Genomic DNA, 26026 nt, shown 5'->3' on the forward strand with positions numbered 1-26026 from the left:
TGCCCTTTTAAGGGTGGGAGAGTAAGACGACGCCACTTTTATAAAAACCTCATACATTCATTTGTGTGAGGTTTTTTTGTTTTATGCTATTTGCTCCCATTGGGAGAGCACCGTAAATTTAAATCTTCGAGTGTCTACGAAGGTTTACAAAATAAATATTCTAATTTTTATCCAAACTCCGTTATATAAATTATTATAAACTATTTTCCACAAGAAATAAATTGTTATTTCTTGTGGTTGAGCTGATAAAATTGATGTGTATTTTCTTTTTTTAAAAAGGATTTGTTGCATGAACCGTAACTTCTGGAATATATGCTCTGTTGTCCATCTCTAGAGTATTAACTATTGTAATAGCAATATCTTTAGGTGTTAATTTATTTGATTCTAATGGTCTTTCAGTTCTGTTTTGTTCATCTCCAAAAGCTGTAGGGACTTCACTTGGGTTAACCTGTATTACACGGATATTGTTTTTCCTCAGCTCACCTTGCCAACATTGTGTCATTCCTCTGAGCGCGAATTTAGATGAAGCATAAATAGATCCAGTAGGATAACCTTTTAATGATGCCGTTGATGCGATGTTAATAATATTTCCATAGTTCTGCTTAACAAAAAGCTTACTAGCTCCTTGCGCTACCATAGCAGCTCCAAATACATTCACTTCATATACCTGCTGTAATTCTTCTCGAGTAAGTTCTAATAATGATTTTCTGATTCCAATACCTGCATTATTTATAAGTATATCCAACTTTCCATGCTCTCCCTCTATAAATTTATAAAGCTCATCAATCTGTTCATCTTTTGTTACGTCACATTGAAAGGGAATAGCTCCAATTTCTTTTGCGACATGAATGGTTTTTTGATGATCTCTTCCAGTGATAATAACTTTCGCTCCTTTTTGAATCAATAGCATTGCTGTTGCTTTTCCTAATCCTGAATTTCCTCCTGTCACCAATGCTGTACTTCCTTTAATTTCCATATTTATTACTTTTATATTTAAAACAAAAAAGGGAACCTTTTGGTTCCCTTTTTTAATATTTATGTTGAATGTTATTTTAATAATTCAGCCATCTTCTCACCAATTTTTGCTGGAGAGTCTACAACATGAACACCACATTCTCTTAAAATTGCTTTTTTGGCTTGAGCAGTATCTTCATCTCCTCCTACAATAGCACCTGCGTGACCCATTGTACGACCTGCTGGTGCAGTTTCACCTGCGATAAATCCAACAACCGGTTTAGTTCCGTTGTCTTTGATCCATCTTGCTGCTTTTGCTTCAAGATTACCACCGATTTCACCAATCATAACGATTCCTTTAGTTTCAGGATCGTTCATTAATAATTCAACAGCTTCTTGAGTAGTTGTTCCAATGATTGGGTCACCACCAATACCAATTGCAGTTGTAATACCTAATCCTGCTTTCACTACTTGGTCAGCAGCTTCGTATGTTAATGTTCCAGATTTAGATACAATACCAACAGATCCTTTTTCAAATACAAATCCTGGCATAATCCCTACTTTCGCTTCACCTGCAGTGATAACACCCGGACAGTTTGGTCCAATTAATCTACAGTCATAAGCAGAAATATATTCTTTAGCTTTAACCATATCATTTACAGGAATACCCTCAGTAATACAGATAATTACTTTAATCCCTGCATTAGCAGCTTCCATAATTGCATCCGCAGCAAAAGCTGGTGGAACGAAAATGATAGATACATCTGCACCTGTTTTATCTACAGCATCTTGAACTGTGTTAAATACTGGTTTGTCTAAATGTTTTTGGCCTCCTTTTCCTGGAGTAACTCCACCAACTACGTTTGTTCCAAATTCGATCATTTGACCTGCATGGAAAGTTCCTTCACTACCTGTGAATCCTTGTACAATTACTTTTGAATCTTTATTTACTAATACGCTCATTTTTCGCGGGTTTTCTACTTATTGTTAATTTGCCCAAAAATAGAGTTTACTCTACTCAAAGACAAGTAAAATCTAAAGAATATTTTTTAACTTTTTATTTTCATTCACCATTATATTTTATAGCGAATACTTTACCTGAAATAGATCTTATATTTATCCTGGTTCTTTCTCATCCCAATTGTTAGGTAACATTTCTTCTTTTTGAAAAGACGCAAAACTAGATTGTTAACGTGTTTGATCGAAATGAACTAAAAATAAATTACTTTTTTTCTTTTTGTAAAGATTTTTATCCTTATATTTGCAATAGGTTATTTAATCATAGTTGAATAATCGGGTTTTATAGTTTTAGCATGGTTTAGCAAAAAGAGGAATAAATGTACTGCATTTATTCCTCTTTTTCTTTGGGGCTATTTTTTCCTTATTCAATTCAAAAAAAAAGAGCCAAGACTTTTATATCTTGAATCAATTCATTATCTAATAGAATTAATTATTGCAACACGCTTACACGTTGTGTTGAAATTAGATTTCTGCTTTCATCCATGATATGGAAGAAGTAAACACCAGGCTTCCAGTCACTCAAAATGATTGTTGTTGATGCGGTTGAAAGTGACACTTTATCAATCAACTGACCACTGGCATTGTAAATCACAACTCGTGATGCTTTAGAATTGATTTTCTCTATGGTCACCTTGTTTTTAACAGGATTAGGATAAATATTTATTCCATTTTCTAATTCCCCTTCACCTATAACGGAAAGATCATCATTGACGTTAATACTTGTACAATATACTGTTGTGTCACATTCTCCATATGCAGTTAAGCAAATATTATAGTTTGCTTTCTCAGCATAAACATGTGTCGGGTTTTCAAGTGTAGAAGTGTTTCCGTCACCAAAATCCCATAAATAAGTACTTGCATTAGTTGAAGTATTGTTGAAGATAACAGATAAGCCATTTTCGTTGGTAGTGAAACTTGCAGTTGGAGCAGGAGTGTTTGGCGCACTTAAACTGTATGATCCTGAGACAGTACAACCTATATCATTACTTGCCGTTACATGGTAAGTTCCATCGCCAAGACCTGACCACGTTGAAGAGGAGGGGCCATTGTTCCAATTGTAAGTAAAGTTATTGCCTCCATTTGCATTAACAGTAATACTTCCATCTTCTGTGTTTTGACAGCTTGGATGCGTGATTGTCTCGTTAATTGAAAGCTGTAGCGTGTAGGTTAATGCGAAATTGATAGTCGTATCACAGCCACTTCCATCCGTAATGCTTAAACTATAATTTCCTGGAGTAAGATTGGAAATACTTGATCCTGTTTGTCCATTATTCCATAGGTAACTATAGGGTGGGGTTCCAGCAGTAACGTTTACTGAGATTTCACCGTTGTTTACTTGTGAACATGCCGGGTCGTTGATTGTCGATGTCACTTTAATACCACAAACACTTCCTGAACTTAGAGTCACACAGAAATCTTCAATTTCTCCTGATGTAAGGTCTCCACATACGTCAGGTAGCGATGAATTAGCAAGACCTTGATAGGCCATTTGAACCCTCATTCGCGTACTTCCTGTTAAAGCAGTAGCCGGAATCGTTAGGTTATCTGTGAGCACGCCAGTTGCTGCTGTACCTTGATCATAGATCATTTCAGAAACATCAAATACACCATCTTGGTTGATGTCTAACCAAATTCGAGTATATTCTTCTAGCGCTTGACCATCATAGCCAGGTGTTAAGGTGAATGGATAGTTTTGGCCAAGAATCAATGCGATAGGACTGTCATTCAAAACATATCCATTGTTATCTCCTGTAGTGATTGTATTTCCGTCAATAAGGAAAGATTCAACCCATTCGTTTTGTTGACCTAGAATGGCTTTCGGAGCTTCATTATTATTGATCGAATTCACCAATATGGCTCCATCAGCTTGCGAAATCATAATTGCTGGGATAGTCACATTGTTGTTTATCCCACCCATATTAATTGTACTTGGATTGGCAACATTGTTGATGACAATCACTGCTGTAGCACCTGCATTTTGAGCATTCATTGCCTTGTCTGTGAAGTTACAACTCCCTCTATAAACAACTGCAATATTTCCATTTACAGCTGCACCATTAGTGAGTGGGTTACAGCCCTCATTAGGATTCGCAGAGCCATCATTAACAAGTACTAATTCACCATATTGATATCCATTATCTACGGGACCTCCAAATGAGGTAGATTCTTGATAGCTATAATTTCCTTGAATGGAAGCAGGACTTGTTACCGTTAAACTTAATGCAGGGTTGATTACATTTGTTTCGCAATAATTTAAGTCAATACAATTTCCACAACCTGAGGTTTTAAATGTTCCAATGGCTGATGAATTTCCGATTTCTCCAGAACAGTCTGAAGTAATTCTAAATTCATATTCTGTACAGCTGGTAAGACCTGTGAATGTATAACTATTATTTGTTGTTGTGTAATCTGTCCAAACTCCAGTTCCCGCTATTTGTATAGATACCACATATGAAGTTGCGTCAGGATTATGGTCAAATACAATACTCGCATCATAGTCATTAACTGTAGTTACATTGATGTTGTTGGGCGTTGAACAAGAACTACAGACATCAAGCATGAGTAGGTCAATTGAGTTCTTTGCATTTATTCTCCCTCCGGATATCGTTCGGTCTATTAGATGTTGACTTTGATCCACTCCATTATAAAGGGCTTGCATTACCATATCTGCTGCTGCTTGTGGATTACTCATCGCTAAATTATCTAAATCACTACAGGGAACACTGTACAATAGACCAATGAGGCCTGCTGTTAAAGGACAAGCGAATGAAGTTCCAGAAGTTGAAGTGTATTGACCATTTGCGGCGGTCGTATAAATGCTAGACCCTGGTGCTGCGATATTGATGGTTTGTTCTCCATAACCAGCAAAGTCTATGATGTCTGAAGAATTGGTTGCCGTCACTCCAATCATGTAGTCACTTGCACAACCTGTTGGAACATCACCAAAGGTATCCACATCCTGATTCTGATTTGTAGTTGCTCCAGCGTTGAGGATTCCTGCTTGACCTAAATCATCATAAAAACTACACCAAATTGGATAGCTATTTGGGTCTCCACCATCTACCCCCCATGATGCACTTGTAGCAACAACAAAAGCACCACTTGCACCATTGGTCTGATTCCAAAGTAAACGTGCGCTTAATGCATAGTTGTAGGCCGCAATAATATTTGACTCTGTAAATGGAGAATTATGTCCAGCAATGTCCATAATTTTAACATTCCAATTGATTCCAGACACTCCTATTCCGTTATCGCCTTTTGCACCCATCATTCCTGCACAACTTGTTCCATGAGAACCTGTTCCAATAGCATCATTGTTGGTAGAAACATTCCAACCGTTGTAATCATCAACATATCCGTTTCCATCATCATCAATTCCATTGTTTGGAATTTCAGCGGTGTTGATCCACTGATTGTCTTGTAAGTCTGGGTGATTAATGACATCAGCACTTTCTATTAAGGCAATAACAATATCGTGACCATTTGCTGTGGTTCCACCTGTAGTGATGTCCCAAGCCAGCTCAGAATCGATGTTGTCATGGTGCCATTGATTGGTGTACAAAGGGTCGTTTGGCGCAGCCCTTAATTCTACCTCTCTGTTGGGTTGTGCAAACAATACTGTATTCACACGGTACAATACTTCTAATACTTCATCAATATTTGTATTGTCATCATTGAACTTTAATAACCATATATCTGAATGTTGAGAAAGTACTTCAGCTACCTCTAATTCAAAGTGAGTTGGAACAAGTTTACTGAGCATTGCTGGATCCTCATTTTTCTGCATTCTAACAATGATATTGTCACTTATGGCTTTGGGAGAACTTTTTGAAAGTTGTCCTAGAGAAAATGAAGAAACAATGATAAATAAAGAGAATAACGTTAGCCTTATTGTTTTCATAATATGTAGTTAATTGTTTTATAATTTTAGCATTCGCAAGATAAAGGAAAAATCAGAAAAATAAGTCTTTATGAATCAGAATAGTTCTCTATTCTTGTAATCCCAAAGTGGGTGATGTAGGATGTGTTCACCACTAACTGTAAATAACTCCTTTTCCGTTGTTCAATTTGTAGGGAGTGGTTTTGCTCATTTACTCAAAAGCCTTTCAATAAAATCTGGTGTAAAATTTAAAGAAGGATACTTTGAGCGGAAGAATTTTTTATATTTGTTCAGTCATGGCTGAAAAAATCGAAATATCTATTGTGGTCCCGCTTTATAATGAAGTCGAGTCACTACCTGAATTACACGAATGGATTGTCTCTGTAATGGAGGCCAATAAATTCACTTATGAAATTATTTTCGTGGATGATGGAAGTAAAGATGGCTCTTGGGATGCTGTTTTGAAATTAAGGGCGAGCAATACAAATGTTCGTGGGATTAAATTCCAGCGAAACTATGGGAAGTCAGCTGCTTTGCAGAAAGGCTTTGAAGCTGTAAAAGGAGACTATGTGGTGACCTTAGATGCCGATCTTCAAGATTCACCAGAAGAAATTCCGGAAATGATTCGAATGATCAAAGAGGATGGTTATGACATGATTTCTGGGTGGAAAAAGAAAAGGTATGATCCGCTTTCTAAAACAATACCAACTAAATTATACAATTGGACAGCCCGCAAGTTAACAGGTATTTATTTACATGATTTCAATTGTGGACTCAAGGCTTATCGTTCTATTGTGGTGAAAAGTATTGAGGTGTATGGTGATATGCATAGGTATATTCCACCGTTGGCCAAGTATGCAGGATTCAATAAAATCGGAGAAAAAGTAGTACAACATCAAGCAAGAAAATTTGGTACAACAAAGTTTGGACTCAATCGCTTCATGAATGGTCCTTTAGATTTGTTATCAGTGGTCTTCATTGGAAAATTTGGTAAAAAACCAATGCACTTTTTTGGAGCTATTGGAACTTTACTTTTCTTGATCGGATTTGGATTTGCTTTATATCTTGGAATAGATAAAATTCTTAGTTTCTTTTCCGACCGACTTTCGCCTTTAATTGCACAACGTACAGAGTTTTATATTGCATTAACCGCAATGATTATTGGAAGTCAATTCTTTTTGGCTGGATTCATTGCAGAATTGATTGGAAGGAACTCCTCTTCAAGAAATGTTTACTTAATTGAAACTGAAATTTAACATGTTGAATGCAAAGAAGGATCCTACTTGGACTTTGTTTTTGGATCGAGATGGTGTAATTAATCAAAGGAATTTCGAAGGCTACATCACAAGGGTTGAAGATTTTATCTTCTTACCGAAAGTGATTGAAGGACTTAAGCTGTTGGCTCCACAATTTTCCAAAATAATTGTCGTTACCAATCAACAAGGTATTGGGAAAGGAATAATGACTGAAGGAGATTTAGACGAAATTCACAACTTCATGATCAAAGCTTTAGCAGTTGAAGGTGTTTATATTGATAAAGTCTATTTTGCAAGTAACCTAAGGGGCGAAGAACCAGACAGAAGGAAACCAAATGCTGCAATGGCACTTGAGGCAAAAAGTGATTTTCCAGACATTAATTTTGAACATTCGGTGATGGTTGGAGACACTGCGTCTGACTTGAAGTTTGGAATGAATCTTGGAATGAAGACTGCGTTAATTCAGTCTGAAGAAAAAGTGGATATAATACCTGATTTTTCAGTGAAAAATTTAAAAGAACTAGCAAATGAAATTATTAGATAAAAGTTACATTTTAGGCTTACTTGTTTTGGTTGGTTTTGGTTTCGGACTTGAAGCTCAAGTAAATCAAACTGACGCTAATGGTAAAAAACAGGGAGAGTGGGTTAAGTTTTATGAGAATTCTGAAATAATTCGGTATAAAGGTCAGTTCAAGGACGATAAACCAGTAGGGAAATTTGTTTATTATTACCCATCTAAGACTGTTCGAACAATTATTGTTCATGACGAAGGAAGTAATCGATCGGAAGCATTTTATTATCATGAGAATGAAAAGTTGATTGCTCATGGAATTTATAGAAATCAAGAAAAGGATAGCGTTTGGACTCACTTTTTACCTACAGGTCATTACAGCTATGAGGAAACTTATGTTAATGGTGTGTTGAATGGTGAACGCATTACTTATTACGGTCCAGAAGTTACAGATACAAAAACTAAGTTAGTTTTGCGTAAGGCCAATTATAAGGATGGTCGTCTTCACGGAGAATTTATAGAGTACTTTCCTGATGGCGTGGTGAAAACCAAAGGACGTTATTCTTCTGGGGTATATGATGGTGAGATTGTAAAAAATCATCCCAATGGTAAACCGATGATTATTGAACGTTGGAAAAGAAGAAAAAAACATGGTTGGTGGACAACCTATGACGAGGCAGGAAAAGAATTGGGGAGGAAATATTACAGAAATGGAGAGCATTTAGAAGACGAAGCATTGACCAAGCACCTACAAAACCTAAAAGAAAAAGGAATTAGCCCAAATTATTAGTATCTTGAAACCACTAGATAGAATGATATGAATAGACCTTTAATTATATTGGCTGTTTTGATGGTGTTGATTTCTGCTTGTAAGGAAAAAGAAACTGTTGACTTTGGCTATGCCTACTTTCCCATGGAGGAAGGTCATTTTGTTGAGTACGATGTTTTGGAGGTATTTCATGATGTAGATTTAAACCCTCAACATGATTCTATTCGATATCGTTTAAAAACAAAAATAGGGGAAGAATTTGTCGATAATTCAGGACGACGTGCACGGAAATTTTTTCAATCTAAATATGACTTAAATTCAGGAAATCTACTTGACCACCGTGTATGGACACGAATAATTGATGGAGGTAGAGGAGAGATCGTTGAGGAAAATCAGCGGAAAATTAAAATGATATTTGCTGTCAAAGAAGGAGTTGAATGGGATGTAAACGCATTTAATCCAGAGGAAGAAGAGCTGGTGTACTATTCCAATGTCAATTCAAGTAGGACCATCAACAATATCTTTTTTGAAAAAACAACAGAAGTAGAGTATGATGATTTCTTTTCCTTGGTGGATTATCGAAAAATGTATGAAGTTTACGCTAAAGATGTAGGATTAATTAAACGCAGTTTTAAAGATTTAACGATCCAAAACTTTGACACGCTAGATGTAAGGAAAGGTTCTGAAGTACATTATCAAGTAATCGATTATGGTCTAGAGTAGATAAATCACTAACTTTAGATAGAAAAACAATGACTTGCCTATTTTGTTTTTATTGTTTATCAGTTTGATAATTAGTGTTATCCCTATTTTGATTCAAGAGGTAGATGTAAACGTAAAAAAAATCATAATTTTTAAATAATGAAAACTTGTTTAGTTTCTATCAAAAGTCTATATTTGCAATTCGTAAAAAAAAAGGGGGAGAAGTTCTTTTTTTAATAAAGTAAAAAAAAATCTCCGAACCCTTGGCTAATTCAGAAAATATATATTTCTTTGCAGCCGCTTTTGTATTAAGCATAAACTATTTTTAATTATGTCACGAGTTTGTCAATTAACAGGGAAAAGAGTAATGGTAGGGAATCATGTTTCTCACTCTAATATTAAAACAAAACGTAAGTTTTACCCTAATTTAGTAAAGAAGAAGTTTTATCTTCCAGAAGAGAAAGAGTTTATAACCCTTCGAGTTTCAACTTCAGCGTTGCGTACTATCAATAAGAATGGTATTACTGCATGTGTAAAAGAAGCAAGAGCGAAAGGATATTTAAAATAGTCAATAGCCTTAGTAGAGTTATTCACTAGGAAAAAGAAAGAAAATGGCAAAAAAAGGAAACAGAGTTCAAGTAATATTAGAATGTACTGAGCACAAGGAGTCAGGTAAGCCTGGAACTTCAAGATATATTAGTACTAAGAATAGAAAAAATACGCCTGAGCGTTTAGAATTGAAAAAATTCAATCCTATTCTTAAGAGAATGACAATTCATAAAGAAATTAAATAGTTAAGTTATGGCAAAGAAATCAGTAGCATCGATTCAAACAGGTGGTGGTAAAGCGCACACTAAAGTGATTAAGATGGTGAAAAACGAAAGAGGAGCGTATTCTTTCCGAGAAGAAATGGTACGTAACGAAGAGGTTAAAGATTGGTTCGCTAAAACGAAATAACTATAGCATCTTTAATCAATATTATTTTATAATTAGCTTCTTGCCTTTGGTAGGGAGCTTTTCTTTTTTTTTAAACTATGGCATTATTTGGGTTATTTTCTAAGGATAAAAAAAAGAAACTTGATGAAGGTCTTGAAAAGACTAAAACAAGTTTTTTATCTAAACTAACACGTTCTGTTGTTGGTAAATCAAAGGTTGATGAAGATGTTCTTGATGAATTAGAAGAGGTGCTAATTACATCTGATGTTGGTGTTCAAACAACCATAAAAATTATCGATCGTATTGAAGAACGTGTAGCGAAAGAAAAGTACGTCAATACCAATGAACTGCAAGGTATTCTTAGGGAAGAAATCGCAAGTTTATTGGAAGAAAATAATACAGGCGATATTGAATATGAGATTCCAAGCTATCCAGACAATAACCCTCACGTAATCATGGTTGTAGGTGTGAATGGTGTGGGGAAAACAACAACTATCGGAAAGCTGGCTTACCAATTCAAAGAAATGGGGAAAAATGTAGTGCTAGGTGCTGCAGATACCTTCAGGGCAGCTGCTGTTGATCAATTGATTATTTGGTCTGAACGAGTAGGGGTGCCGATTGTGGAGCAAGGTATGCAAGCGGATCCAGCTTCTGTTGCTTTTGAAACACTCCAGTCAGCAAAAGCGCAAGGTGCTGATGTTGTAATTATTGATACCGCTGGGCGATTGCACAATAAAATCAATTTGATGAATGAATTGTCTAAAATCAAAAGAGTAATGGAAAAAGTTGTTCCAGGTGCACCTCATGAAATTTTACTCGTTTTGGATGGTTCTACTGGTCAAAATGCTTTTGAACAAGCCAAACAATTCTCTGCTGCAACTGAAATCAATGCTTTGGCAATTACAAAACTTGACGGTACCGCTAAAGGTGGTGTTGTTATTGGTATTTCAGACCAGATGAAAATCCCTGTTAAATACATTGGGGTTGGTGAACAGATGAAAGACCTACAAGCCTTCAATAAAAAAGCGTTTGTTGATTCTTTATTTGGAGAATAGTTTACATTTTCTTGTGTTCATGTAACTATACTTATTTACTTTGCAAAAACATATTTTTTAAAACCCTTTAACTAACGTATGAAAAAATTAATTTTTATTCCCATTACAGCATTTTTTGTGGCGTGTAGCTCATCACCAAAAGATGCTTCTGAAATTAATCTAGAAGATTTTGAACAAAGAATATCTTACGCATTAGGTGCTGATATTGGAGCTAGTTTCAAAAGTATTCCTGAAGAAATTTTCGCTACCCTGAACAAGACAGAATTAGAAAAAGGGTTTTATGATTACTTATCGTCAAAAGACCTTTCTGCCAAAGATTGTAACGACATGCTCGAAGAAACACACGCGAGTGGTCAAGGTATCGATACTACCAATTACACAATGAAAGAAATATCTCATTGTTACGGAGCTGTTTTTGGTGAAGGATTGAGAAAATCACTTGTTGTGAAAAACGGTTTGGATATAGTTAACTTCGATGTGGCCAGAATTGGTTTTGCAAACTCTTTAGTTGGTGCTGATACAATCATTGACCTCAATGAGCGTCAAACGATGATCATGAACTTTCATAATGACTTGAATAAATCGAATGGAGAAAAGTTTATGATGGATATGGCCAAAAAGAATCCTGATAATGTGAAGGACGAAAATCCAGATGAAGAATATATATTTATTGAAAATACGCCTGGTGAAGGTGAAGCGATTGACTTGAATAAAGAGTTTGATATCCTTCTAACGATTACTAGTATTACGGGTGATACCTTGGTATCCACTTATGAAAATACGGGACTTCCTGAATTTCAAAACTCGATGATCTTAACCACAGATGATATTTTAATCCCTCAAGTATGGAAGATTGCTGCTAAAGACATGAAAGTAGGTGGAGATTATTCTGTTTATTCTTCTTATGAATTAGCTTTTGGTGAAGATGGTGTGTACTCACCTAATGGTCAAGGGTATTTTATTCAACCTTTTACCGCTATTGGAATTCACACTAAAGTTTTAAAACAAGCTGAGCGTTATTCTTCAATTAAAGAACAAGGTAGAGAAATGATTGAAGCAGCAAAGCAAAGACCCAATACAATTGTTGACCCTTCAGGGTTTGTTCTAACAACCTTAGAAGAAGGAACAGGGAAAAAAGTAAAAGAAGGAGATGATGTTCAAGCTCATTATGTTTTATCGCTTTCCAATGGAGAAGTGATTCAAAACAGTTATATGACATCTGCTCAAGGTAATCAACCTGCTCCATCTTTCTCACTGAATAGTGTTGTTAAAGGTTGGCAATTGGCGATTCCTAAAATGAGAGAAGGTGGTCGTTATAGATTGGTTTTACCTTATGATTTAGGGTATGGTGAAAACGGAAACCGTGGAATTCAACCCTACGAAACTTTGTCTTTCGAAATCGAAGTCATTAAGTCAGGAGCGCCAGGTACGCTTGTTCAAGCGCAACAAATGGCACCACAACAGCAAATTTCACCTGAACAATTGAAGCAACTTCAAGAGGAACTTCAGAAACAACAAGGACAATAATATTTTGAGGAATTGAATACTTCAAAATCAATTTTAGAAAAGGTTCGTCTTTCCATTGTGGAGGGCGAACCTTTCTCTTTTGATATAAAACGTGACGATTTAATCGATCCAATTATTTCAGGGAATAAATGGAGAAAATTACAATACAATTTATTAAAGGCAGAAGCACTTTCTAAATTCGGAATCCTGACTTTTGGTGGTCCTTTTTCTAATCATTTAATCGCCACAGCAAAAGCTTGCTCAGTTGCAGGATTAAAGTCAATGGCATGGGTTAGAGGAGATGAATTAAGGTCGGAAAGTAATGACACCCTAAAGGCTTGTGCCGAGTATGGGATGGAACTTGTTTTTATCTCCCGAAGTGAATACCGCAAAAAGGATGATGTTTTTTTCTTAAAGGAGTTGGCCAGTAAATATCCAGATTACTATATTGTCCCTGAAGGTGGTAAGAGTTATTATGGTGTGGTTGGATGTCAACATATTCTGCAGGAAACAACAAACGATTATGATCATGTCTATTTGGCTGGTGGAACAGGAACAACCGCTGCTGGTGTTTTGCTGAGTGCTTCTGAAAAAACTAAAGTTCATGTTGTCTCTGCCTTAAAAGGAGCATTTCTTCAAGATGATATTCAACAATTACTAAGACAGGTATTGAACGATGAGAATGGTGTAGCATACTATTTGAAACATTTGGTAATGATCAACGATGGACATTTTGGTGGATATGCAAGAGTAAACCAAGAGTTATTGGACTTTATCAACCAAGTGTATGCCGGCCTAGGGTTAAAATTAGATCCCATTTATACTGGGAAAGCAGTTTTTGCTATGGTGAAAGACTACAATGAGGGATTGATTGGTCCAGAAGATAAAGTTTTGTTTATTCATACAGGAGGGCTTCAAGGTGCAACTACATGGAAGGATGAGCTGAATTTTTTATAAATAAAGGCTAAAATAGAAAGGTTAGCCATTGGCTAACCTTTCTTCGCTAAACTATACTACAAAAACGCTCTTACATTTATCCGCAAGTGCAGATTAGGAGTAAGTGTCCTCGTGTTTTAACACCTTTTGATTTAGGAAAGGCATATCTTTTAAGAAATAAACTTACAGTAGGTTGCCTGTATAAGTGTTTATTCTTGTTTTATTGTCGTTACCTCAAATGTAGGGTATTTATTTTGATTGAAATGGAGCAAACCAGCGACTGGTTGTTTTAAGTTTCCGAACGGGCGTTTTTAATTATCGAATGCTTTTCAATTATTTGATGAAACTCATGTATTTATCGATAAAACTATAAAAGCTGCCCATAAAGGACAGCTTTTAAACTCAAATGCGTTGAAATGCTTAATTTTAGAATCTACCAAATGCGCTAGCTCCTGCTGTTGCGAAGAAGATACCTAGAATGATAGATAATCCAACGGCAACTAAACTAAGGATAACCACTGTTTTCCAATACAAGAAAAAGTTTTCAGCGAATACATCCATGTTAAAGGTGCCGCGATCAATACTGTTTGAGACTTTCAATAATAATAGTGAGATGTAAATTCCAATCCCATACATGGCCAAGTAAATAATCCCGACTACTGGCATTGCAAAAAGTGAAAATAATCCACCCAGTATTCCTAGTGAAGAACCAACAATACCTAAAATAGCTACGGCTTTAACCCAGCCTGATGCTTTGTTTAAAAATGTTTTTGCTGTGTTTGAAATCACATCTTGGTGAGCTCCATCGTTAGATAAATTGTGCTCGTCTAAATTTTCCATAGTAATGTTTTTTAATGAAGAGAACAATATAGGAAAAAGTTTCAATTTAATTATAGTTTGTTTTAAGAAAAATAAATCAACATAATTAAAAGAAAAAAGCCAGCTACAAGAGCTGGCTTTTTTTGTAATATGAGGGGATTTATTCTACTTCATATTGTTCAAGGTTTCTTAAGGCCTCTTCAAATGTTCCGTCTGTTGCTGCGTCTACGACTGCTCCAACAAACATAACTGCAACAACCACAACGATTATTGAAAGGATTACACCGATAATACCAGTGATTAATCCACCTGAAGCTGCTCCTGAACCTCCTAAGTTAGGATCTGCTTTGATTTTACCTTTGGATACGATAGCCAAAATGATAGCTAAGACTCCACAAATTAATCCTACTACCCAGAAAAAGGATAATACAATTGATACAATTCCTAGTACTAGGGATGCTGTTGCCATACCATTACTGGCTTTTGGCGTGTTTAGATTTTCACTCATAAATAAATAGTTTAGTTTATATTACAGACAAACCTAATAAAAAACTTGACATTAAAGTCATAACCAATAGATATTATTTTAACATTGTTTTAAGTTTTTAATAAGTTATTCGGTGATTGTTCTCCGAGCTTATTGAACAACAGTGTTTTGAGATACAAAAAAAAGGAGTATAAAAATACTCCTTTTGTTGTGTTTAATTCTTAATTGATTAATCTAGAATAATAATCTCATCGATTGAATCACCTGCTTTAATTTTATCAATCACCTCTAAACCTTCTGTTACCTTCCCAAAACAAGTATGGTTTCTGTCTAAATGTGAAGTGTTGGTTCTGCTGTGACAAACAAAAAACTGAGATCCACCTGTATTTCTTCCGGCATGCGCCATCGAAAGTACTCCTCTATCGTGGTATTGATTGTCTCCATCTAATTCGCAATCGATAGAGTATCCTGGTCCTCCTGTTCCGTTTCCTTTCGGACATCCGCCTTGTATTACAAAGTCTGGCAATACACGGTGCCATGTTAATCCATTGTAAAATCCATCTTTTGATAATTTTACAAAATTCTCAACTGTCTTTGGAGCATCCTTTTCGTAAAACTCTACGTGCATTTCTCCACGATTTGTTTTTATAATTCCTTTCATAATCTATTGTTCTAAATATTTTCAGTGCAAAGATATATAATAAAGAGCTATTTATTAAATGTATGTAAAGGAGATTATAGCATGAAGGGGGGCGCTTTAACATTTGTTGTTGGTTTCTTTGTTTTGACAATTGTTTTGCTTGACTATGAATTAATCTTAAAACTTATCCTCGCCATTTTAAAACATTATCCTTTTATCTTTGTAGTTTAGTTATAGAACGACAGAAAGATTCAAATTATATATGAAAACAATTACCATTAACCGTAGAAAAACCACTTTTTTTAGTGAATTAGCCAATCAAATCAATGATAATCAAGAAGCTTTAGAAAAGTATATTCAAGCGCCTTTTAGTATGGCCAATTTTGAACAGCAGATTGCTTTAAAACAAAAGCAATTCTCAATTGAACAAAGAACACTACTTCATGAAATTGTTTCAAAACAAATGTCAGCATATTCGCACTTCGATAAAGTTGCCAAAAATATTGATTTACTAAAAGAAGAGGATACTTTTACAGTTACTGCTGGACATCAGTTGAACGTGTTTGGAGGACCCTTGTATGTCATATATAAAATTATGGATGCTGTACGTTTGGCCGAAAAACTCAAAACGACTTATCCTGATAAGAATTTTGTTCCAGTATTTTGGATGGCATCTGAAGATCATGATTTTGAGGAAATCAATCACTTGCATTTGTTTGGAAGTACATTTTCATGGGAAACAGAGCAAAAAGGGGCAGTAGGACGATTTTCTTTGGAGGGAATTGAGCGTTTAAAGGCAGATATTCTTAGTAAATTTGGAAATAATCCAGAATATTCTGAATACCTCGATCAGTTTTATAAGAACGGGAATTTAGCAGAGGCCAGTACAGAATTCATGATGAATTTGATGGGAGCCTATGGACTCATCACTTTAAATGCCGATGATGCTCAGTTGAAAGCTTCATTTGCTCCAATTTTAAAACGTGAAATTGAAACACAGTTCTCTGAAAAAGAAGTAGCCAAAACAACTCAACAACTCGAGGAGGATGGATTCCATGGTCAAGCAATGGCGCGTCCCATAAACCTTTTCTATATTAAAGACCAATATAGAGAACGCATTATTCCTTTAGAAGATGGTAACTTCGAGATTGGAGAAACAACGATCGAGAAGGTAGATTTATTAAAGGAACTTGAAAGTCATCCTGAACGTTTTTCACCAAACGTAATTCTAAGACCTTTATACCAGGAGTTTATTTTACCTAACCTTTGTTATATTGGTGGAGGAGGAGAAATGGCCTATTGGCTTCAATTTAAAGGAATGTTTGATCAAACAGAGGTTCCTTTTCCATTGGTTAAGGTGAGAAACTCTGTTCAGTGGTTCGATAAATCTACGATTAAGAGAATAGATAAATTAAATTTGAACTATACCGATGTTTTTGAATCTATTCATGAAGTGAAAAAACAGTATGTTTTGGATAATGCAGAGGTTGAATTGGATTTTACTTTCTTGGAACAAAGATTAGCTGATTTAATTCATGAACTTGAACATTCTATTATTGCTGTAGATAAAGGTATGGAAGGATATGCAAAGAGTGAGTCTACCAAGATTCAAAAGCAATTGGATAATGTTCAACAAAAGATGATTCGCCATCAAAAGAAGAAAAATGAAGATGCGATGAAGCAAATAGACGGAATCTACACTCGTTTATTTCCTAACAATGGATTGCAAGAAAGGTATGACAACATGATTCCTTTGATGGGGAAATATGGACCAAAAGAATTTGTTCAAGCGGTTTATGAAATGATTGACCCAGATGAAAAAGAATTGATTTTAGTTCTAGAGGAATAAAGACTTTTTTTTTATTTCTTTAATTTCATGTTGAGAATCATCTCATCATCCCAGTCGTAACATGTTTCATCACAGTTTTGGTAAGATTCTCTAGTTAGCTTATCGCTATTGATTACCATAACTGTGTCTCCATCAACAAGGTATTTGGCTGTGGCTGTATAACGCTCGTTTACTGGCATAAGGTAATATTCTACACTATTTGTAGTATAGAAATGATCGTACAATGTACCATTATCCATGTTCCCTTGATAGAACTTTACTTCAATAGGCGTGGAGGAAGGATTTGTTGAGAATTCTAACTTCACATACAAGTCATCAGGAGCTTGTGTATAACAAATTTGGTTGGTGTCACAAATGTCATTGCTTGACTTTGTGCAAGAAGAGATGATCAGTGTTGCCGTAAAGGCAAGAAGTATAGTTTTAATTGAATTTTTCATAGCGTAATGTCTTAGTTGTTTTTCTCGTTGTTGATGTATAGACTCAACTTCAGGTTAAATGTGTGAGGATGTGCATAAGGATTTTGACTAAAGTATAAATATCCAAATGAGAATCTCGACATTTTTGAAAATTGCCAAGAAAATCCTCCTCCTGGTGTTAAACCAAATTCTTGATTTCTGTTTTTACTTAAACCTTTGTAGGTTCCAAAAAAGTATCCTGCTTTCAATAAGGCGTATAGTCCGATTTTGCTGTTGTTTGCGAATTCTAAAAAGTAGAACCTTTTCTCTAGGTCGATAGAGAATTGAACCACTTTTTCTTCAACTTGCCAAAATAAATTATCTGCTTCTTTAAAGAAAACAGTTTTGTAATACGGTCTAAAACTCCCGTTAAAAGTTACACTAAAGTCATATCCGAGCTCTTCAAGTCCTAATCCAAAATCAAATAAAAAGTCTTGGTGATTGAAGAATGTCCCCATGTTTATTCCAAATTTGGGCTGGAAGTAGCTAACTCCGAAGGGGTTTAGCGTTATAGGTTGTGCGTATGATTTTAAAGGGGCACTCAGTAGCGTAGTGAGCAACAATAAAATAGAAATTGTTTTCTTTAAATTTTTAAGTAGCATAAACATCCTTGTTAAACGGTGATATAATGCTGTAAATTTAGTATTAATAATAGAATCTGACAATGCATTTCTGAAAATGTTGCTAGTACAGTGCTTGCTGATCAATTGTTGATTGCGAAAATTAAATTCTTAGTGTGTAAAATAGGATGCAAACTGTACTTCATTATTTAAAATCAAGTGCACCTTCCAAGCGTAAGGATAATTAGGGTAACAAAACAGGGAATCTCTAATTAAAGTCTTCCGTTAAATTCGTGGAAGAATGAATTGAAAAGATTAAGCCATTTGGCGTTCTTTCTTGATGTTTTCGTAGGCTTCCTGGATTCTTTGGAATTTCTCTTTTGCTCCTTTTTGATATTCTTCTCCCATCTGTGCTACTTTATCAGGGTGGTATCGAATGGCCATTTTGCGGTAGGCTTTTTTGACTTCGCTGTCACTTGCATCTTTACTCGTTCCTAAAACTTTATAATCGCTTTCTGTATCGCGGTGGAACATGTTTTGAACACTGGTGAAATCCATGTTTGGAATTCCCATCATAGCAGCCAATCTTTGAAGTAGGTTCATTTCTGTTGGTGAAACCGAGCCATCTGCTTTTGCAATTCCAAAAAGGTAGTGTAGCAATTGAACCCGTACTTCCGGTTGGGTGCGTGTACGAATATCATTGCATATTTCCTGAAGCGGAAGTGGTTGAGGTTGGTCTATGAAGGTCTTTAAGGTTTTTAGGTGTGATGTGGTAAATTGATTCCCAAATTGCTGTTGCAAGAATGACTTTACATACTCTAGCTCAGATTTCATTACCCTGTCATCAGCTTTCATTACAGAAGCTGAAAGCGCAAGTAGCATTGTGGGAAAATCGTAACGCTGGGTTTGACGTTGATAAAAATCAAAGATGTCTTGAGTAGATCGAAAGTTGTGTTGTCTTCCTTGTCCGCCTCCTTGGTTTACGTATTTAGCGGCGCGCGTAAAGTTGTCAATAAACGATCCGAATAAAAACCCTAAGAAGGCACCAAAAAATCTAAATCCTGTAAGATAAAATCCTAATCCTGCTCCAATCCACTTAAAATATCCTGTCATAATACGATTGAAAGGAGTGGACTTAATGCCCACTCCTTTTTAAATTTATACTAAATCAATACTTCTGTTTACGAAGTCTGTTAATGCTTCACCTTTAAGCATTCCTTGTGCTAACATTGCTAAGTCGGTAAGTTGCTTTGCTTTTTGAGCTTGCTCTTCACCTTGCGCGGCTAAAATACTAGAAATTTTTGGGTGATTGCTATTTACAATCATGTTATAAGTTTCTGGGAATGCGCCGTAGAAACCTGCTCCCCCCATGGCTTGCTGCTCTTTCATTCGACGAATGAACTCAGGTTGAGTAACCATGATTGGGGCTTCACTTTCAGACATGCTTTCAAATTGAACTTTGAACATGTCTTTATTTACAACGCCTTCAAATACCGGTTTTAATTCTTCCTGTTCTTTTTCACTTAATTTTGATGGAATTTCTTCGTCTTTTTGAATCAACTTGTCTAAAGTATCAGCATCAACGCGTGCAAAACTAACATCTTCTAAACTCATTTCCATTTTTTGAACCCAGTGTGCAGCTAAAGGACCTTGTAATTCGATCACTTTGTATCCTCTGTCATTTGCTGCCTTAACAAAACTGTATTGTTCTTCTTTGTTGTTCGTGTATAGGAATATCGTTTTTCCGTCTTTGTCTGTTTGTGTTGCTTTAACTTCTTCCTTAAATTCTTCCGGCGTTACAAATTTACCGTCTGTGGTTTCCATTAAGTGAAAGGCTTTTGCTCTTTCGGCAAACTTGTCATCAGATAACATTCCGTATTCAGAGAAAATGCGTAAATCACTCCATTTTTCTTCAAAATCCTTACGGTCTTTGTTGAACATTTGCTTCAGTTTGTCTGACACCTTTTTAGAAATGTGAGCACTGATTTTCTTTACATTGCTATCACTTTGGAGGTAAGAACGTGAAACGTTTAATGGAATGTCTGGCGAGTCAATAACACCGTGTAAAAGCGTTAAGAATTCTGGAACAATTTCCTCTACGTTATCTGTAATGAATACTTGGTTCGAATACAGTTGAATCTTATTTTTCTGAACCTCTACGTTTTCCTTAATCTTTGGAAAATAAAGAATTCCTGTTAGATTAAATGGATAATCTACATTCAGGTGAATATGGAACAAGGGATCTTCAATTGTTGAAGGGTAAAGTTCTCTATAGAATTTAGAATAATCTTCTTTTTCTAAATCAGCGGGCATTTTTGTCCAAGCTGGGGAAGGATTGTTAATTTGATTCGGAACTTCTTTCGAAATCTTCTTTACATTTCCTTCTTCATCTTTTTCTCCTGACGGATCATCGATTTGCTCCGTATACGTTCCAAAAATGACAGGCACTGGTAAAAACTTACAGTATCGGTCTAAAATTCCACGAATTCTCGCTTCTTCTAAGAATTCAGCCGACTCATCAGTAATGTGCAATACGATATCTGTTCCTCGTGTTGCTTTATCAGATGCTTCGATTGAATACTCTGTTGTTCCATTACTTGTCCACTTAACGGCCTTAGCATCGTCGTAACGTCCTAGAGTATTGATTTCTACTTTTTCAGCAACCATAAATGCCGAATAAAATCCTAATCCAAAGTGTCCGATGATGGATTCTTTACTGTCAGAATCTTTATATTTCTGTACGAATTCTTCTGCTCCAGAGAATGCAATTTGATTAATGTACTTGTCGATTTCATCTGCAGTCATACCAATTCCATTATCTCTAATGGTTAAGGTTTTGGCTGCTTTATCTAAAATTACTTCTACTTGTAAATCCTTAACTTCTTTATCATATTCTCCATTTTTGGATAGCACCTTTAATTTCTGCGTTGCGTCTACCGCATTCGAAACTAATTCACGTAAAAAAATCTCGTGATCTGAATACAAAAACTTTTTGATGATCGGGAATATGTTTTCCGTCTCTACACTAATATGACCTTTTTTCATTGTTTTTTGATTTTTATTTGACGAATCTGTATGGTCAATCTTTATGCCATCAGGATTGAACTGTCAAAATGGCAAAAGTTGTGATCATATTGTGCGAAACTCGAATGTAAAGATTTTGTTTTCGGACTTTTTGACGATGGTTGTTTTGAGAAAAGAATATGCTGATGTTTTATCGAAGATACAAACATTTAGATTTACATTAATGTAAAAATCGAAGGTTGTTTTAGGTTGGCGGCAAAGGCTGTGTTAGCAGTTGCACATTGCGAGTGTCATTTATTTCGATTTTCTTTTAGCATTTTTAAACTAATCATATCTCTCTTCATCGGAGGAAAGCTTTCAGTTTTTAAAACTGCGACTAATTCATTCATCTTTCTATCAATTTCTTCTGTTGTTATATTTTTAAATGGAATTCGATTTTCAATGAAATTTCTACCAGCACAAGAGTGTTTGTTAAATAGCCTCTCAACAACTTTAAATTTTTCTTTGAATGCATCATCACTTAATTCAAAAAACACTGTCAAAACAATTTTTTGTTGGGTCAAGTAAACATGACAATAATACCCATCAATTTCTTTTTCAAACTTAACTCCAAAATCCAAAGCATTTAGATCTGAAATTGAATAACCGAAGGATGATAAGTTTAAGTACTTTGAATTTCGTCTAAATTCAATATCTTTTTTCTTATGTATTAAGTTGTAAAAAAAACTCATAATATGGATTCTGGTTTTTCTATCCTGTTACTGTTAACGTTTGGGTATATGGCAAGTAGGGCAGAAAGATACAGATTAACTTCCAAGGTCCCACTGAGCCAAAGCGTTGTGTTTTGTTTTTATCTTATTCTTTAAAAGCCATCCGTCAGCTGACGGATTGGCGGTGTAGGTTAAAGGTAATAGACTTTCGGAAACCGTGAAAGTGCCCTATTTGTTATTTTCCGTGTTAGGTGCATATCTAATCACTTTAATTCACCTTTGATTTCAACAAATTCATAGCCAACGAACTTTTTACCATTTTTATCTTCACCAATGAAGTACCATATCGTGCTTGAGTTTATTAGTTCATCAGCCGTTGACCAATTATTATTATCTGTATATGTTTTATTTTTTAACAATATTCCTTTAGGACATTTATACCAATCTTCAAACTCTTGATTATTAAAAGGTCTAAATTCAATATTCTTCTCTTTCCATGAATTGTCCTCGTATACATATCCACCAAATTCAACAATAGTTAACTCCTCTTTCAAAGTTGATACTGTTGTTGAATGATTCCATTTGTATTTCTGTCCTCGATTTTGATCTTCATTGAGTGATGCATAAACCATGTCTTCACTATGTATCACTTTAATACCAATCGGTAATTTACTTAATTTTTTTGGTAAAGGATGAATAGAGCTTTTCGAATTTGAGCAACCGATTAAAAATAATAACAGTAAAAATAATATGTTCTTCATATGTGTTGAATGTTTACGCATTGCACCTAACGACCCAGCTATGCACAGTAAGGAATTTCGAAGAGAAAACCTTTCGGTTTGCACTGAGCCAAAGCGTTGTATTTTGTTTTTATCTTATTCTTTTAAAGCCATCCGTCAACTGACGGATTGGCGGTGTTAGTTAAAGGTAATAAACTTTCGGAAACCATGAAGTGCCCTATTTGTTATATATCGTGTTATGCATACAAATCATAAACTCCAAATGTATTATTTATCTCGATCTTCAATTCCTTTCTTCTTTTCTGAAGGTAAAGCATCGTAAATCCCACTAACTTCATTTGGAAGTGATATCATATATTCCGCTATGACATTTGTTAGTTTAAACAGTTGATTAACAACATCAATATCATCAGTATCTATTTGGCCTGGATGAACAGCATCATTACCAGTTACTCTTACCACATCCAATGATTTTTGAACTATTTGTGGCAGACCTTTTTTTACGAGTTCTTTGATATCAGTATTGATGTTTTTGCCTTCTTCACCTAACTCAGCACAAAGTATTTGAACACCTAGCCTTAATAGTGCAGCAGCCCCTCGTGGGGATTTAGAAGAAATTGATGCTGCTTCAACATATAACTTTTTCACTCTTTCTGGTAAATCAGGATTAGGAAAAGGAGCACTACCATTTTCTGGATAGTACATTTTGTTCATTATCCAAACAGAATTTTCATTACAATGATCGCAATGACCTACTCGAAGCTGGTTTTGTTCTGCCATTGGGTAAACCCCCTCTAAATCCCATGATGTTCTAGACCATCTTTGCTTCGATAGAACTCCACAGTGCGGACAGGTAAAGGAATTTTCAAATACTTTTGGTTGAATATGTTTCATGTTAATGATTGTAATGGTTAATTATGCATAACGCTTTGCCCGCTGGCTACGGCGATTTCTCACCAAACTTACCACGAAGCATTTACTTTCAAATTTAAACAAATTTTTCAATTCGAAGATGAGACAAACCGCTGGAGCTAGAGGGCTGTTAGTGTGCGTTTATTCTTTTATACATTTAATTGAGTAGCCACTTTGTATATTTCCTCTATTTTCTTCTAAACGGATATCATCTATTCCAAATCCTCTATTCTGAATTCTTGCCCAAGCAGTTGCAATAAAATCAGAATCGTTTGACCACCAATATCCATAATCTAAATAATTAACAAATTCTCCTGTCCGTGCATGTCTGTATCCATAAGGGTTTGAAGAAAATCCTACGTTATAATTTGCGTTCCATAACATATCCATTCGTGTTTCAGGATCTATGGTGTCCTTATAATTTGGAGGATAAATTAACCCTGTCGCGTAAGAAAATTCTTCATTAGCCTTTTCCATATAACTTTCTAATTTATTCCAATCAGCAGTGTCAGGAACTTTCCAACCAACGGGACAAACATTTTGTGTATCAGAAACAACAAAATAATTGTAAAGAATTTCATTGGTTTTATTGCTATCTAATCCATGGGAAGTATGTCTAATTCCAATTAAATTCGAATAACTCGGATATTTACTAATTGTCCATAATGAATCGGTTTGAATAAATCGAATTTCGTCTCCGTTATTGAATCTCGTAACTTTCAGATTTTCCGTAAACCACACCTGTTCACCTAGCTTTTGAATATGATAAACATTACTGTCAATGTCTACCACTGTTTCTGGCAAGTTCGTTACCCACTGATTATAATCAAAAGGTTCTTGACTAAAACTGCATAATGCAGATAGGCTAATGAAAAATGATATTAATAATGTTTTTCTCATTCTTATGCACGCTAACAATCGGCTTTCGACAATAGTCTATATCCGAACTGTATCCATTCCACCAAAAATAACATTAATTTCAATACTAAACCTCAACTACAACAGGCCTTTTCAATTGATTATAAAAAAAGTAAAAAATTTAACCCACTTCCTACCCGAAAAATTATACGTATAATAAACGTTTAATTCTACGCTTAATATTCCAACACGAAGCTTCGATTCCCACCCCGACGAAAACCGGTAGCTTTGTGAACTTCTTTTTGTTTTGCAGGGCAAGTCAATTTGTGTAGCGACCTTGTGAAGCTCCCACAAATTGCATTGACTGCCAAAAAGAAGGAATAAACTTAATAGTTTGAATTTGGAAACACAGCAATATTAAAATCGATTCTTTTGAGCTTCTTTTAATTTTTTTCTTGTCGGCTGATGCTATGGCATCTCCTAAAGAAAGAAAAGTAAAATAATTCTCAAAATTTATTCAATTTATAAAAATCGTCTGTTTTCAAATACAAACTACAGGTTGTAGGCGGAATTGGTGGCCAAAAAATGAATTAGATAAACTGAAATTCCTTTCTACAAAACACACATTCACAAAAGATATGTTTATTTTCGCAACTCATCAAAAATGAAAGAAATGTCAAAAAAACGTCCATTGATTTTAGTCACAAACGATGACGGAATTCAAGCGAAAGGATTGCGCAGCCTAATAGAGGCGGTAGAACCTTTTGGTGATATCGTAATTGTAGCACCAGATAAACCTCAATCGGGAATGGGACATGCGATTACAGTAAATGATGTTTTAAGACTTGATCCTTCTCCTTTGTATGAAAATTACAATGCTTATACTTGTACGGGAACTCCTGTAGATTGTGTAAAACTAGCCATTGCCGAGGTGATAAAAGGAAAACCTGATCTTTTGGTTTCGGGCATTAATCATGGAGAAAATAGCGCTTCGAATGTGCTTTACTCGGGAACAATGTCTGCCGCAGTAGAAGGAGCAATGGAGGATATTCCTTCAATTGGTTTTTCACTCTTGGATTTTGACTCAGATGCAGATTTTTCTGGATCTCAATGGGCCGTTAAAGAAGTGGTTGGCCGTGCATTAAGTGGAGAGTTTCCTAAAAGTATTTGTTTAAATGTGAATATTCCCCAATTGAAAACTGAAGAGATTAAGGGGATAAAGGTGTGTAGACAAGCCAAAGCGTATTGGAAAGATAGTTTTGATAAAAGACAAGACCAGTTTGGAAAACCATATTATTGGTTGAAAGGTGAGTTTAATCGAGACGATTGGAGAGACGATACCGATATTTGGGCCTTGGACAATGGGTTTGTAAGTGTAGTACCAACACAATTTGACATGACCGCTTACCATGTGATAAGCGAAATCAATGAATGGGAATTTTAAGTT

Annotated in this window: 26 protein-coding genes; 12 read left to right on the forward strand and 14 right to left on the reverse strand. The window is 35.4% G+C overall.

All coding sequences use genetic code 11. The features are described 5' to 3' along the window. Positions 1-271: 271 nt before the first annotated feature. The 3 genes from ACN0U3_RS07915 to ACN0U3_RS07925 form a co-directional block, all read right to left on the reverse strand. The gene (locus ACN0U3_RS07915) at positions 272-976 is read right to left on the reverse strand and encodes an SDR family oxidoreductase (RefSeq protein ID WP_417265777.1); all 705 of its coding nucleotides are present in this window, start codon (positions 974-976) and stop codon (positions 272-274) included. Positions 977-1047: 71 nt separating this feature from the next. Beyond that, the gene (gene sucD / locus ACN0U3_RS07920) at positions 1048-1917 is read right to left on the reverse strand and encodes a succinate--CoA ligase subunit alpha (RefSeq protein ID WP_299205928.1); all 870 of its coding nucleotides are present in this window, start codon (positions 1915-1917) and stop codon (positions 1048-1050) included. Positions 1918-2404: 487 nt separating this feature from the next. Next, positions 2405-5875, reverse strand: a complete 3471-nt coding sequence (locus ACN0U3_RS07925) for a S8 family serine peptidase (protein WP_417265778.1) — start codon at positions 5873-5875, stop codon at positions 2405-2407. Positions 5876-6162: 287 nt separating this feature from the next. Here ACN0U3_RS07925 and ACN0U3_RS07930 point away from each other — a divergent pair, with 287 nt between their 5' ends. The 10 genes from ACN0U3_RS07930 to ACN0U3_RS07975 all read left to right on the forward strand — a co-directional run bounded on the left by ACN0U3_RS07930 (position 6163) and on the right by ACN0U3_RS07975 (position 13546). Further along, the gene (locus ACN0U3_RS07930; protein WP_417265884.1) at positions 6163-7110 is read left to right on the forward strand and encodes a glycosyltransferase family 2 protein; all 948 of its coding nucleotides are present in this window, start codon (positions 6163-6165) and stop codon (positions 7108-7110) included. Continuing rightward, a complete protein-coding gene (locus tag ACN0U3_RS07935; protein ID WP_417265779.1) occupies positions 7094-7654 on the forward strand; it encodes a D-glycero-alpha-D-manno-heptose-1,7-bisphosphate 7-phosphatase in 561 nt (186 codons plus the stop codon). The genes ACN0U3_RS07930 and ACN0U3_RS07935 overlap by 17 nt, the downstream gene beginning before the upstream one ends. Next, positions 7638-8411, forward strand: a complete 774-nt coding sequence (locus ACN0U3_RS07940; RefSeq protein ID WP_299205923.1) for a toxin-antitoxin system YwqK family antitoxin — start codon at positions 7638-7640, stop codon at positions 8409-8411. The genes ACN0U3_RS07935 and ACN0U3_RS07940 overlap by 17 nt, the downstream gene beginning before the upstream one ends. A 27-nt stretch (positions 8412-8438) precedes the next feature. Next, a complete protein-coding gene (locus ACN0U3_RS07945; RefSeq protein WP_417265780.1) occupies positions 8439-9113 on the forward strand; it encodes a hypothetical protein in 675 nt (224 codons plus the stop codon). Positions 9114-9423: 310 nt separating this feature from the next. Then, positions 9424-9660 (forward strand): 50S ribosomal protein L28, encoded by a 237-nt coding sequence (gene rpmB, locus ACN0U3_RS07950; RefSeq protein ID WP_299205919.1) that lies wholly within the window; start codon positions 9424-9426, stop codon positions 9658-9660. A gap of 43 nt (positions 9661-9703) precedes the next feature. Beyond that, entirely contained in the window at positions 9704-9886 is a 183-nt protein-coding gene (gene rpmG / locus ACN0U3_RS07955; protein WP_299205918.1) for a 50S ribosomal protein L33, read from the forward strand. A 7-nt stretch (positions 9887-9893) separates the two neighbouring features. Continuing rightward, complete coding sequence (locus ACN0U3_RS07960; protein ID WP_299205916.1) at positions 9894-10049, forward strand: DUF4295 domain-containing protein; 156 nt, start codon at positions 9894-9896, stop codon at positions 10047-10049. 77 nt (positions 10050-10126) lie between these two features. Beyond that, on the forward strand, positions 10127-11083 hold the full coding sequence (gene ftsY, locus ACN0U3_RS07965) for a signal recognition particle-docking protein FtsY (protein WP_299205915.1): 957 nt from the start codon (positions 10127-10129) through the stop codon (positions 11081-11083). Between the two features lie 78 nt (positions 11084-11161). Then, on the forward strand, positions 11162-12610 hold the full coding sequence (locus ACN0U3_RS07970; protein WP_417265781.1) for an FKBP-type peptidyl-prolyl cis-trans isomerase: 1449 nt from the start codon (positions 11162-11164) through the stop codon (positions 12608-12610). 12 nt (positions 12611-12622) lie between these two features. Further along, positions 12623-13546, forward strand: coding sequence for a 1-aminocyclopropane-1-carboxylate deaminase/D-cysteine desulfhydrase (locus ACN0U3_RS07975; protein WP_417265782.1), 924 nt, complete (start codon positions 12623-12625; stop codon positions 13544-13546). 405 nt (positions 13547-13951) lie between these two features. Here ACN0U3_RS07975 and ACN0U3_RS07980 read toward each other — a convergent pair whose 3' ends face one another. The 3 genes from ACN0U3_RS07980 to ACN0U3_RS07990 all read right to left on the reverse strand — a co-directional run bounded on the left by ACN0U3_RS07980 (position 13952) and on the right by ACN0U3_RS07990 (position 15492). Further along, the gene (locus tag ACN0U3_RS07980) at positions 13952-14365 is read right to left on the reverse strand and encodes a hypothetical protein (RefSeq protein WP_417265783.1); all 414 of its coding nucleotides are present in this window, start codon (positions 14363-14365) and stop codon (positions 13952-13954) included. A gap of 139 nt (positions 14366-14504) precedes the next feature. Further along, a complete protein-coding gene (locus ACN0U3_RS07985; protein WP_417265784.1) occupies positions 14505-14852 on the reverse strand; it encodes a DUF4190 domain-containing protein in 348 nt (115 codons plus the stop codon). A gap of 208 nt (positions 14853-15060) precedes the next feature. Further along, the gene (locus ACN0U3_RS07990) at positions 15061-15492 is read right to left on the reverse strand and encodes a peptidylprolyl isomerase (RefSeq protein ID WP_299205907.1); all 432 of its coding nucleotides are present in this window, start codon (positions 15490-15492) and stop codon (positions 15061-15063) included. Between the two features lie 241 nt (positions 15493-15733). Between ACN0U3_RS07990 and bshC the strand changes: the two genes are divergently transcribed. Further along, positions 15734-17320 carry a bacillithiol biosynthesis cysteine-adding enzyme BshC gene (bshC, locus tag ACN0U3_RS07995; protein WP_417265785.1) on the forward strand — a complete coding sequence of 529 codons (1587 nt, stop codon included), beginning with the start codon at positions 15734-15736 and terminating at the stop codon, positions 17318-17320. 11 nt (positions 17321-17331) lie between these two features. On the opposite strand, the gene ACN0U3_RS08000 is transcribed toward bshC, so the two are convergent. The 8 genes from ACN0U3_RS08000 to ACN0U3_RS08035 all read right to left on the reverse strand — a co-directional run bounded on the left by ACN0U3_RS08000 (position 17332) and on the right by ACN0U3_RS08035 (position 24621). Then, positions 17332-17757, reverse strand: coding sequence for a hypothetical protein (locus ACN0U3_RS08000; RefSeq protein WP_417265786.1), 426 nt, complete (start codon positions 17755-17757; stop codon positions 17332-17334). An 11-nt stretch (positions 17758-17768) separates the two neighbouring features. Further along, positions 17769-18377, reverse strand: coding sequence for a hypothetical protein (locus ACN0U3_RS08005; RefSeq protein ID WP_417265787.1), 609 nt, complete (start codon positions 18375-18377; stop codon positions 17769-17771). Between the two features lie 273 nt (positions 18378-18650). Further along, positions 18651-19448: a TerB family tellurite resistance protein gene (locus ACN0U3_RS08010; protein ID WP_417265788.1), complete on the reverse strand. Its 798-nt coding sequence runs from the start codon at positions 19446-19448 to the stop codon at positions 18651-18653. 45 nt (positions 19449-19493) lie between these two features. After that, positions 19494-21380, reverse strand: a complete 1887-nt coding sequence (gene htpG, locus ACN0U3_RS08015; RefSeq protein WP_417265789.1) for a molecular chaperone HtpG — start codon at positions 21378-21380, stop codon at positions 19494-19496. Positions 21381-21649: 269 nt separating this feature from the next. Next, the gene (locus ACN0U3_RS08020; protein WP_417265790.1) at positions 21650-22090 is read right to left on the reverse strand and encodes a hypothetical protein; all 441 of its coding nucleotides are present in this window, start codon (positions 22088-22090) and stop codon (positions 21650-21652) included. A gap of 242 nt (positions 22091-22332) precedes the next feature. Continuing rightward, complete coding sequence (locus tag ACN0U3_RS08025) at positions 22333-22830, reverse strand: hypothetical protein (RefSeq protein WP_417265791.1); 498 nt, start codon at positions 22828-22830, stop codon at positions 22333-22335. A gap of 246 nt (positions 22831-23076) precedes the next feature. Continuing rightward, entirely contained in the window at positions 23077-23703 is a 627-nt protein-coding gene (locus ACN0U3_RS08030; protein ID WP_417265792.1) for a DUF4145 domain-containing protein, read from the reverse strand. Positions 23704-23862: 159 nt separating this feature from the next. Beyond that, positions 23863-24621: a fibrobacter succinogenes major paralogous domain-containing protein gene (locus ACN0U3_RS08035; RefSeq protein ID WP_417265793.1), complete on the reverse strand. Its 759-nt coding sequence runs from the start codon at positions 24619-24621 to the stop codon at positions 23863-23865. A 631-nt stretch (positions 24622-25252) separates the two neighbouring features. On the opposite strand from ACN0U3_RS08035, the gene surE reads away from it, so the two are divergent. Beyond that, positions 25253-26023: a 5'/3'-nucleotidase SurE gene (gene surE / locus ACN0U3_RS08040; protein WP_417265794.1), complete on the forward strand. Its 771-nt coding sequence runs from the start codon at positions 25253-25255 to the stop codon at positions 26021-26023. Positions 26024-26026: the final 3 nt, after the last annotated feature.

The sequence above is a fragment of the Brumimicrobium sp. genome (assembly GCF_048268645.1).
Classification (GTDB): domain Bacteria; phylum Bacteroidota; class Bacteroidia; order Flavobacteriales_D; family Crocinitomicaceae; genus Brumimicrobium; species Brumimicrobium ulvae.

Excerpts from the sequence above, each read along its gene's own strand:
- ftsY (WP_299205915.1), top strand. The coding sequence starts at position 10,127 with ATGGCATTATTTGGGTTATTTTCTAAGGATAAAAAAAAGAAACTTGAT.
- ACN0U3_RS07990 (WP_299205907.1), bottom strand. The coding sequence starts at position 15,492 with ATGAAAGGAATTATAAAAACAAATCGTGGAGAAATGCACGTAGAGTTT.
- sucD (WP_299205928.1), bottom strand. The coding sequence starts at position 1,917 with ATGAGCGTATTAGTAAATAAAGATTCAAAAGTAATTGTACAAGGATTC.
- ACN0U3_RS07925 (WP_417265778.1), bottom strand. The coding sequence starts at position 5,875 with ATGAAAACAATAAGGCTAACGTTATTCTCTTTATTTATCATTGTTTCT.
- ACN0U3_RS07960 (WP_299205916.1), top strand. The coding sequence starts at position 9,894 with ATGGCAAAGAAATCAGTAGCATCGATTCAAACAGGTGGTGGTAAAGCG.
- bshC (WP_417265785.1), top strand. The coding sequence starts at position 15,734 with ATGAAAACAATTACCATTAACCGTAGAAAAACCACTTTTTTTAGTGAA.
- ACN0U3_RS07980 (WP_417265783.1), bottom strand. The coding sequence starts at position 14,365 with ATGGAAAATTTAGACGAGCACAATTTATCTAACGATGGAGCTCACCAA.
- ACN0U3_RS08030 (WP_417265792.1), bottom strand. The coding sequence starts at position 23,703 with ATGAAACATATTCAACCAAAAGTATTTGAAAATTCCTTTACCTGTCCG.
- htpG (WP_417265789.1), bottom strand. The coding sequence starts at position 21,380 with ATGAAAAAAGGTCATATTAGTGTAGAGACGGAAAACATATTCCCGATC.
- ACN0U3_RS07985 (WP_417265784.1), bottom strand. The coding sequence starts at position 14,852 with ATGAGTGAAAATCTAAACACGCCAAAAGCCAGTAATGGTATGGCAACA.
- ACN0U3_RS07945 (WP_417265780.1), top strand. The coding sequence starts at position 8,439 with ATGAATAGACCTTTAATTATATTGGCTGTTTTGATGGTGTTGATTTCT.
- rpmB (WP_299205919.1), top strand. The coding sequence starts at position 9,424 with ATGTCACGAGTTTGTCAATTAACAGGGAAAAGAGTAATGGTAGGGAAT.
- ACN0U3_RS07940 (WP_299205923.1), top strand. The coding sequence starts at position 7,638 with ATGAAATTATTAGATAAAAGTTACATTTTAGGCTTACTTGTTTTGGTT.
- ACN0U3_RS07915 (WP_417265777.1), bottom strand. The coding sequence starts at position 976 with ATGGAAATTAAAGGAAGTACAGCATTGGTGACAGGAGGAAATTCAGGA.
- ACN0U3_RS08025 (WP_417265791.1), bottom strand. The coding sequence starts at position 22,830 with ATGAAGAACATATTATTTTTACTGTTATTATTTTTAATCGGTTGCTCA.
- ACN0U3_RS08035 (WP_417265793.1), bottom strand. The coding sequence starts at position 24,621 with ATGAGAAAAACATTATTAATATCATTTTTCATTAGCCTATCTGCATTA.
- ACN0U3_RS08005 (WP_417265787.1), bottom strand. The coding sequence starts at position 18,377 with ATGCTACTTAAAAATTTAAAGAAAACAATTTCTATTTTATTGTTGCTC.
- ACN0U3_RS08020 (WP_417265790.1), bottom strand. The coding sequence starts at position 22,090 with ATGAGTTTTTTTTACAACTTAATACATAAGAAAAAAGATATTGAATTT.
- ACN0U3_RS08000 (WP_417265786.1), bottom strand. The coding sequence starts at position 17,757 with ATGAAAAATTCAATTAAAACTATACTTCTTGCCTTTACGGCAACACTG.
- ACN0U3_RS07970 (WP_417265781.1), top strand. The coding sequence starts at position 11,162 with ATGAAAAAATTAATTTTTATTCCCATTACAGCATTTTTTGTGGCGTGT.
- surE (WP_417265794.1), top strand. The coding sequence starts at position 25,253 with ATGTCAAAAAAACGTCCATTGATTTTAGTCACAAACGATGACGGAATT.
- rpmG (WP_299205918.1), top strand. The coding sequence starts at position 9,704 with ATGGCAAAAAAAGGAAACAGAGTTCAAGTAATATTAGAATGTACTGAG.
- ACN0U3_RS08010 (WP_417265788.1), bottom strand. The coding sequence starts at position 19,448 with ATGACAGGATATTTTAAGTGGATTGGAGCAGGATTAGGATTTTATCTT.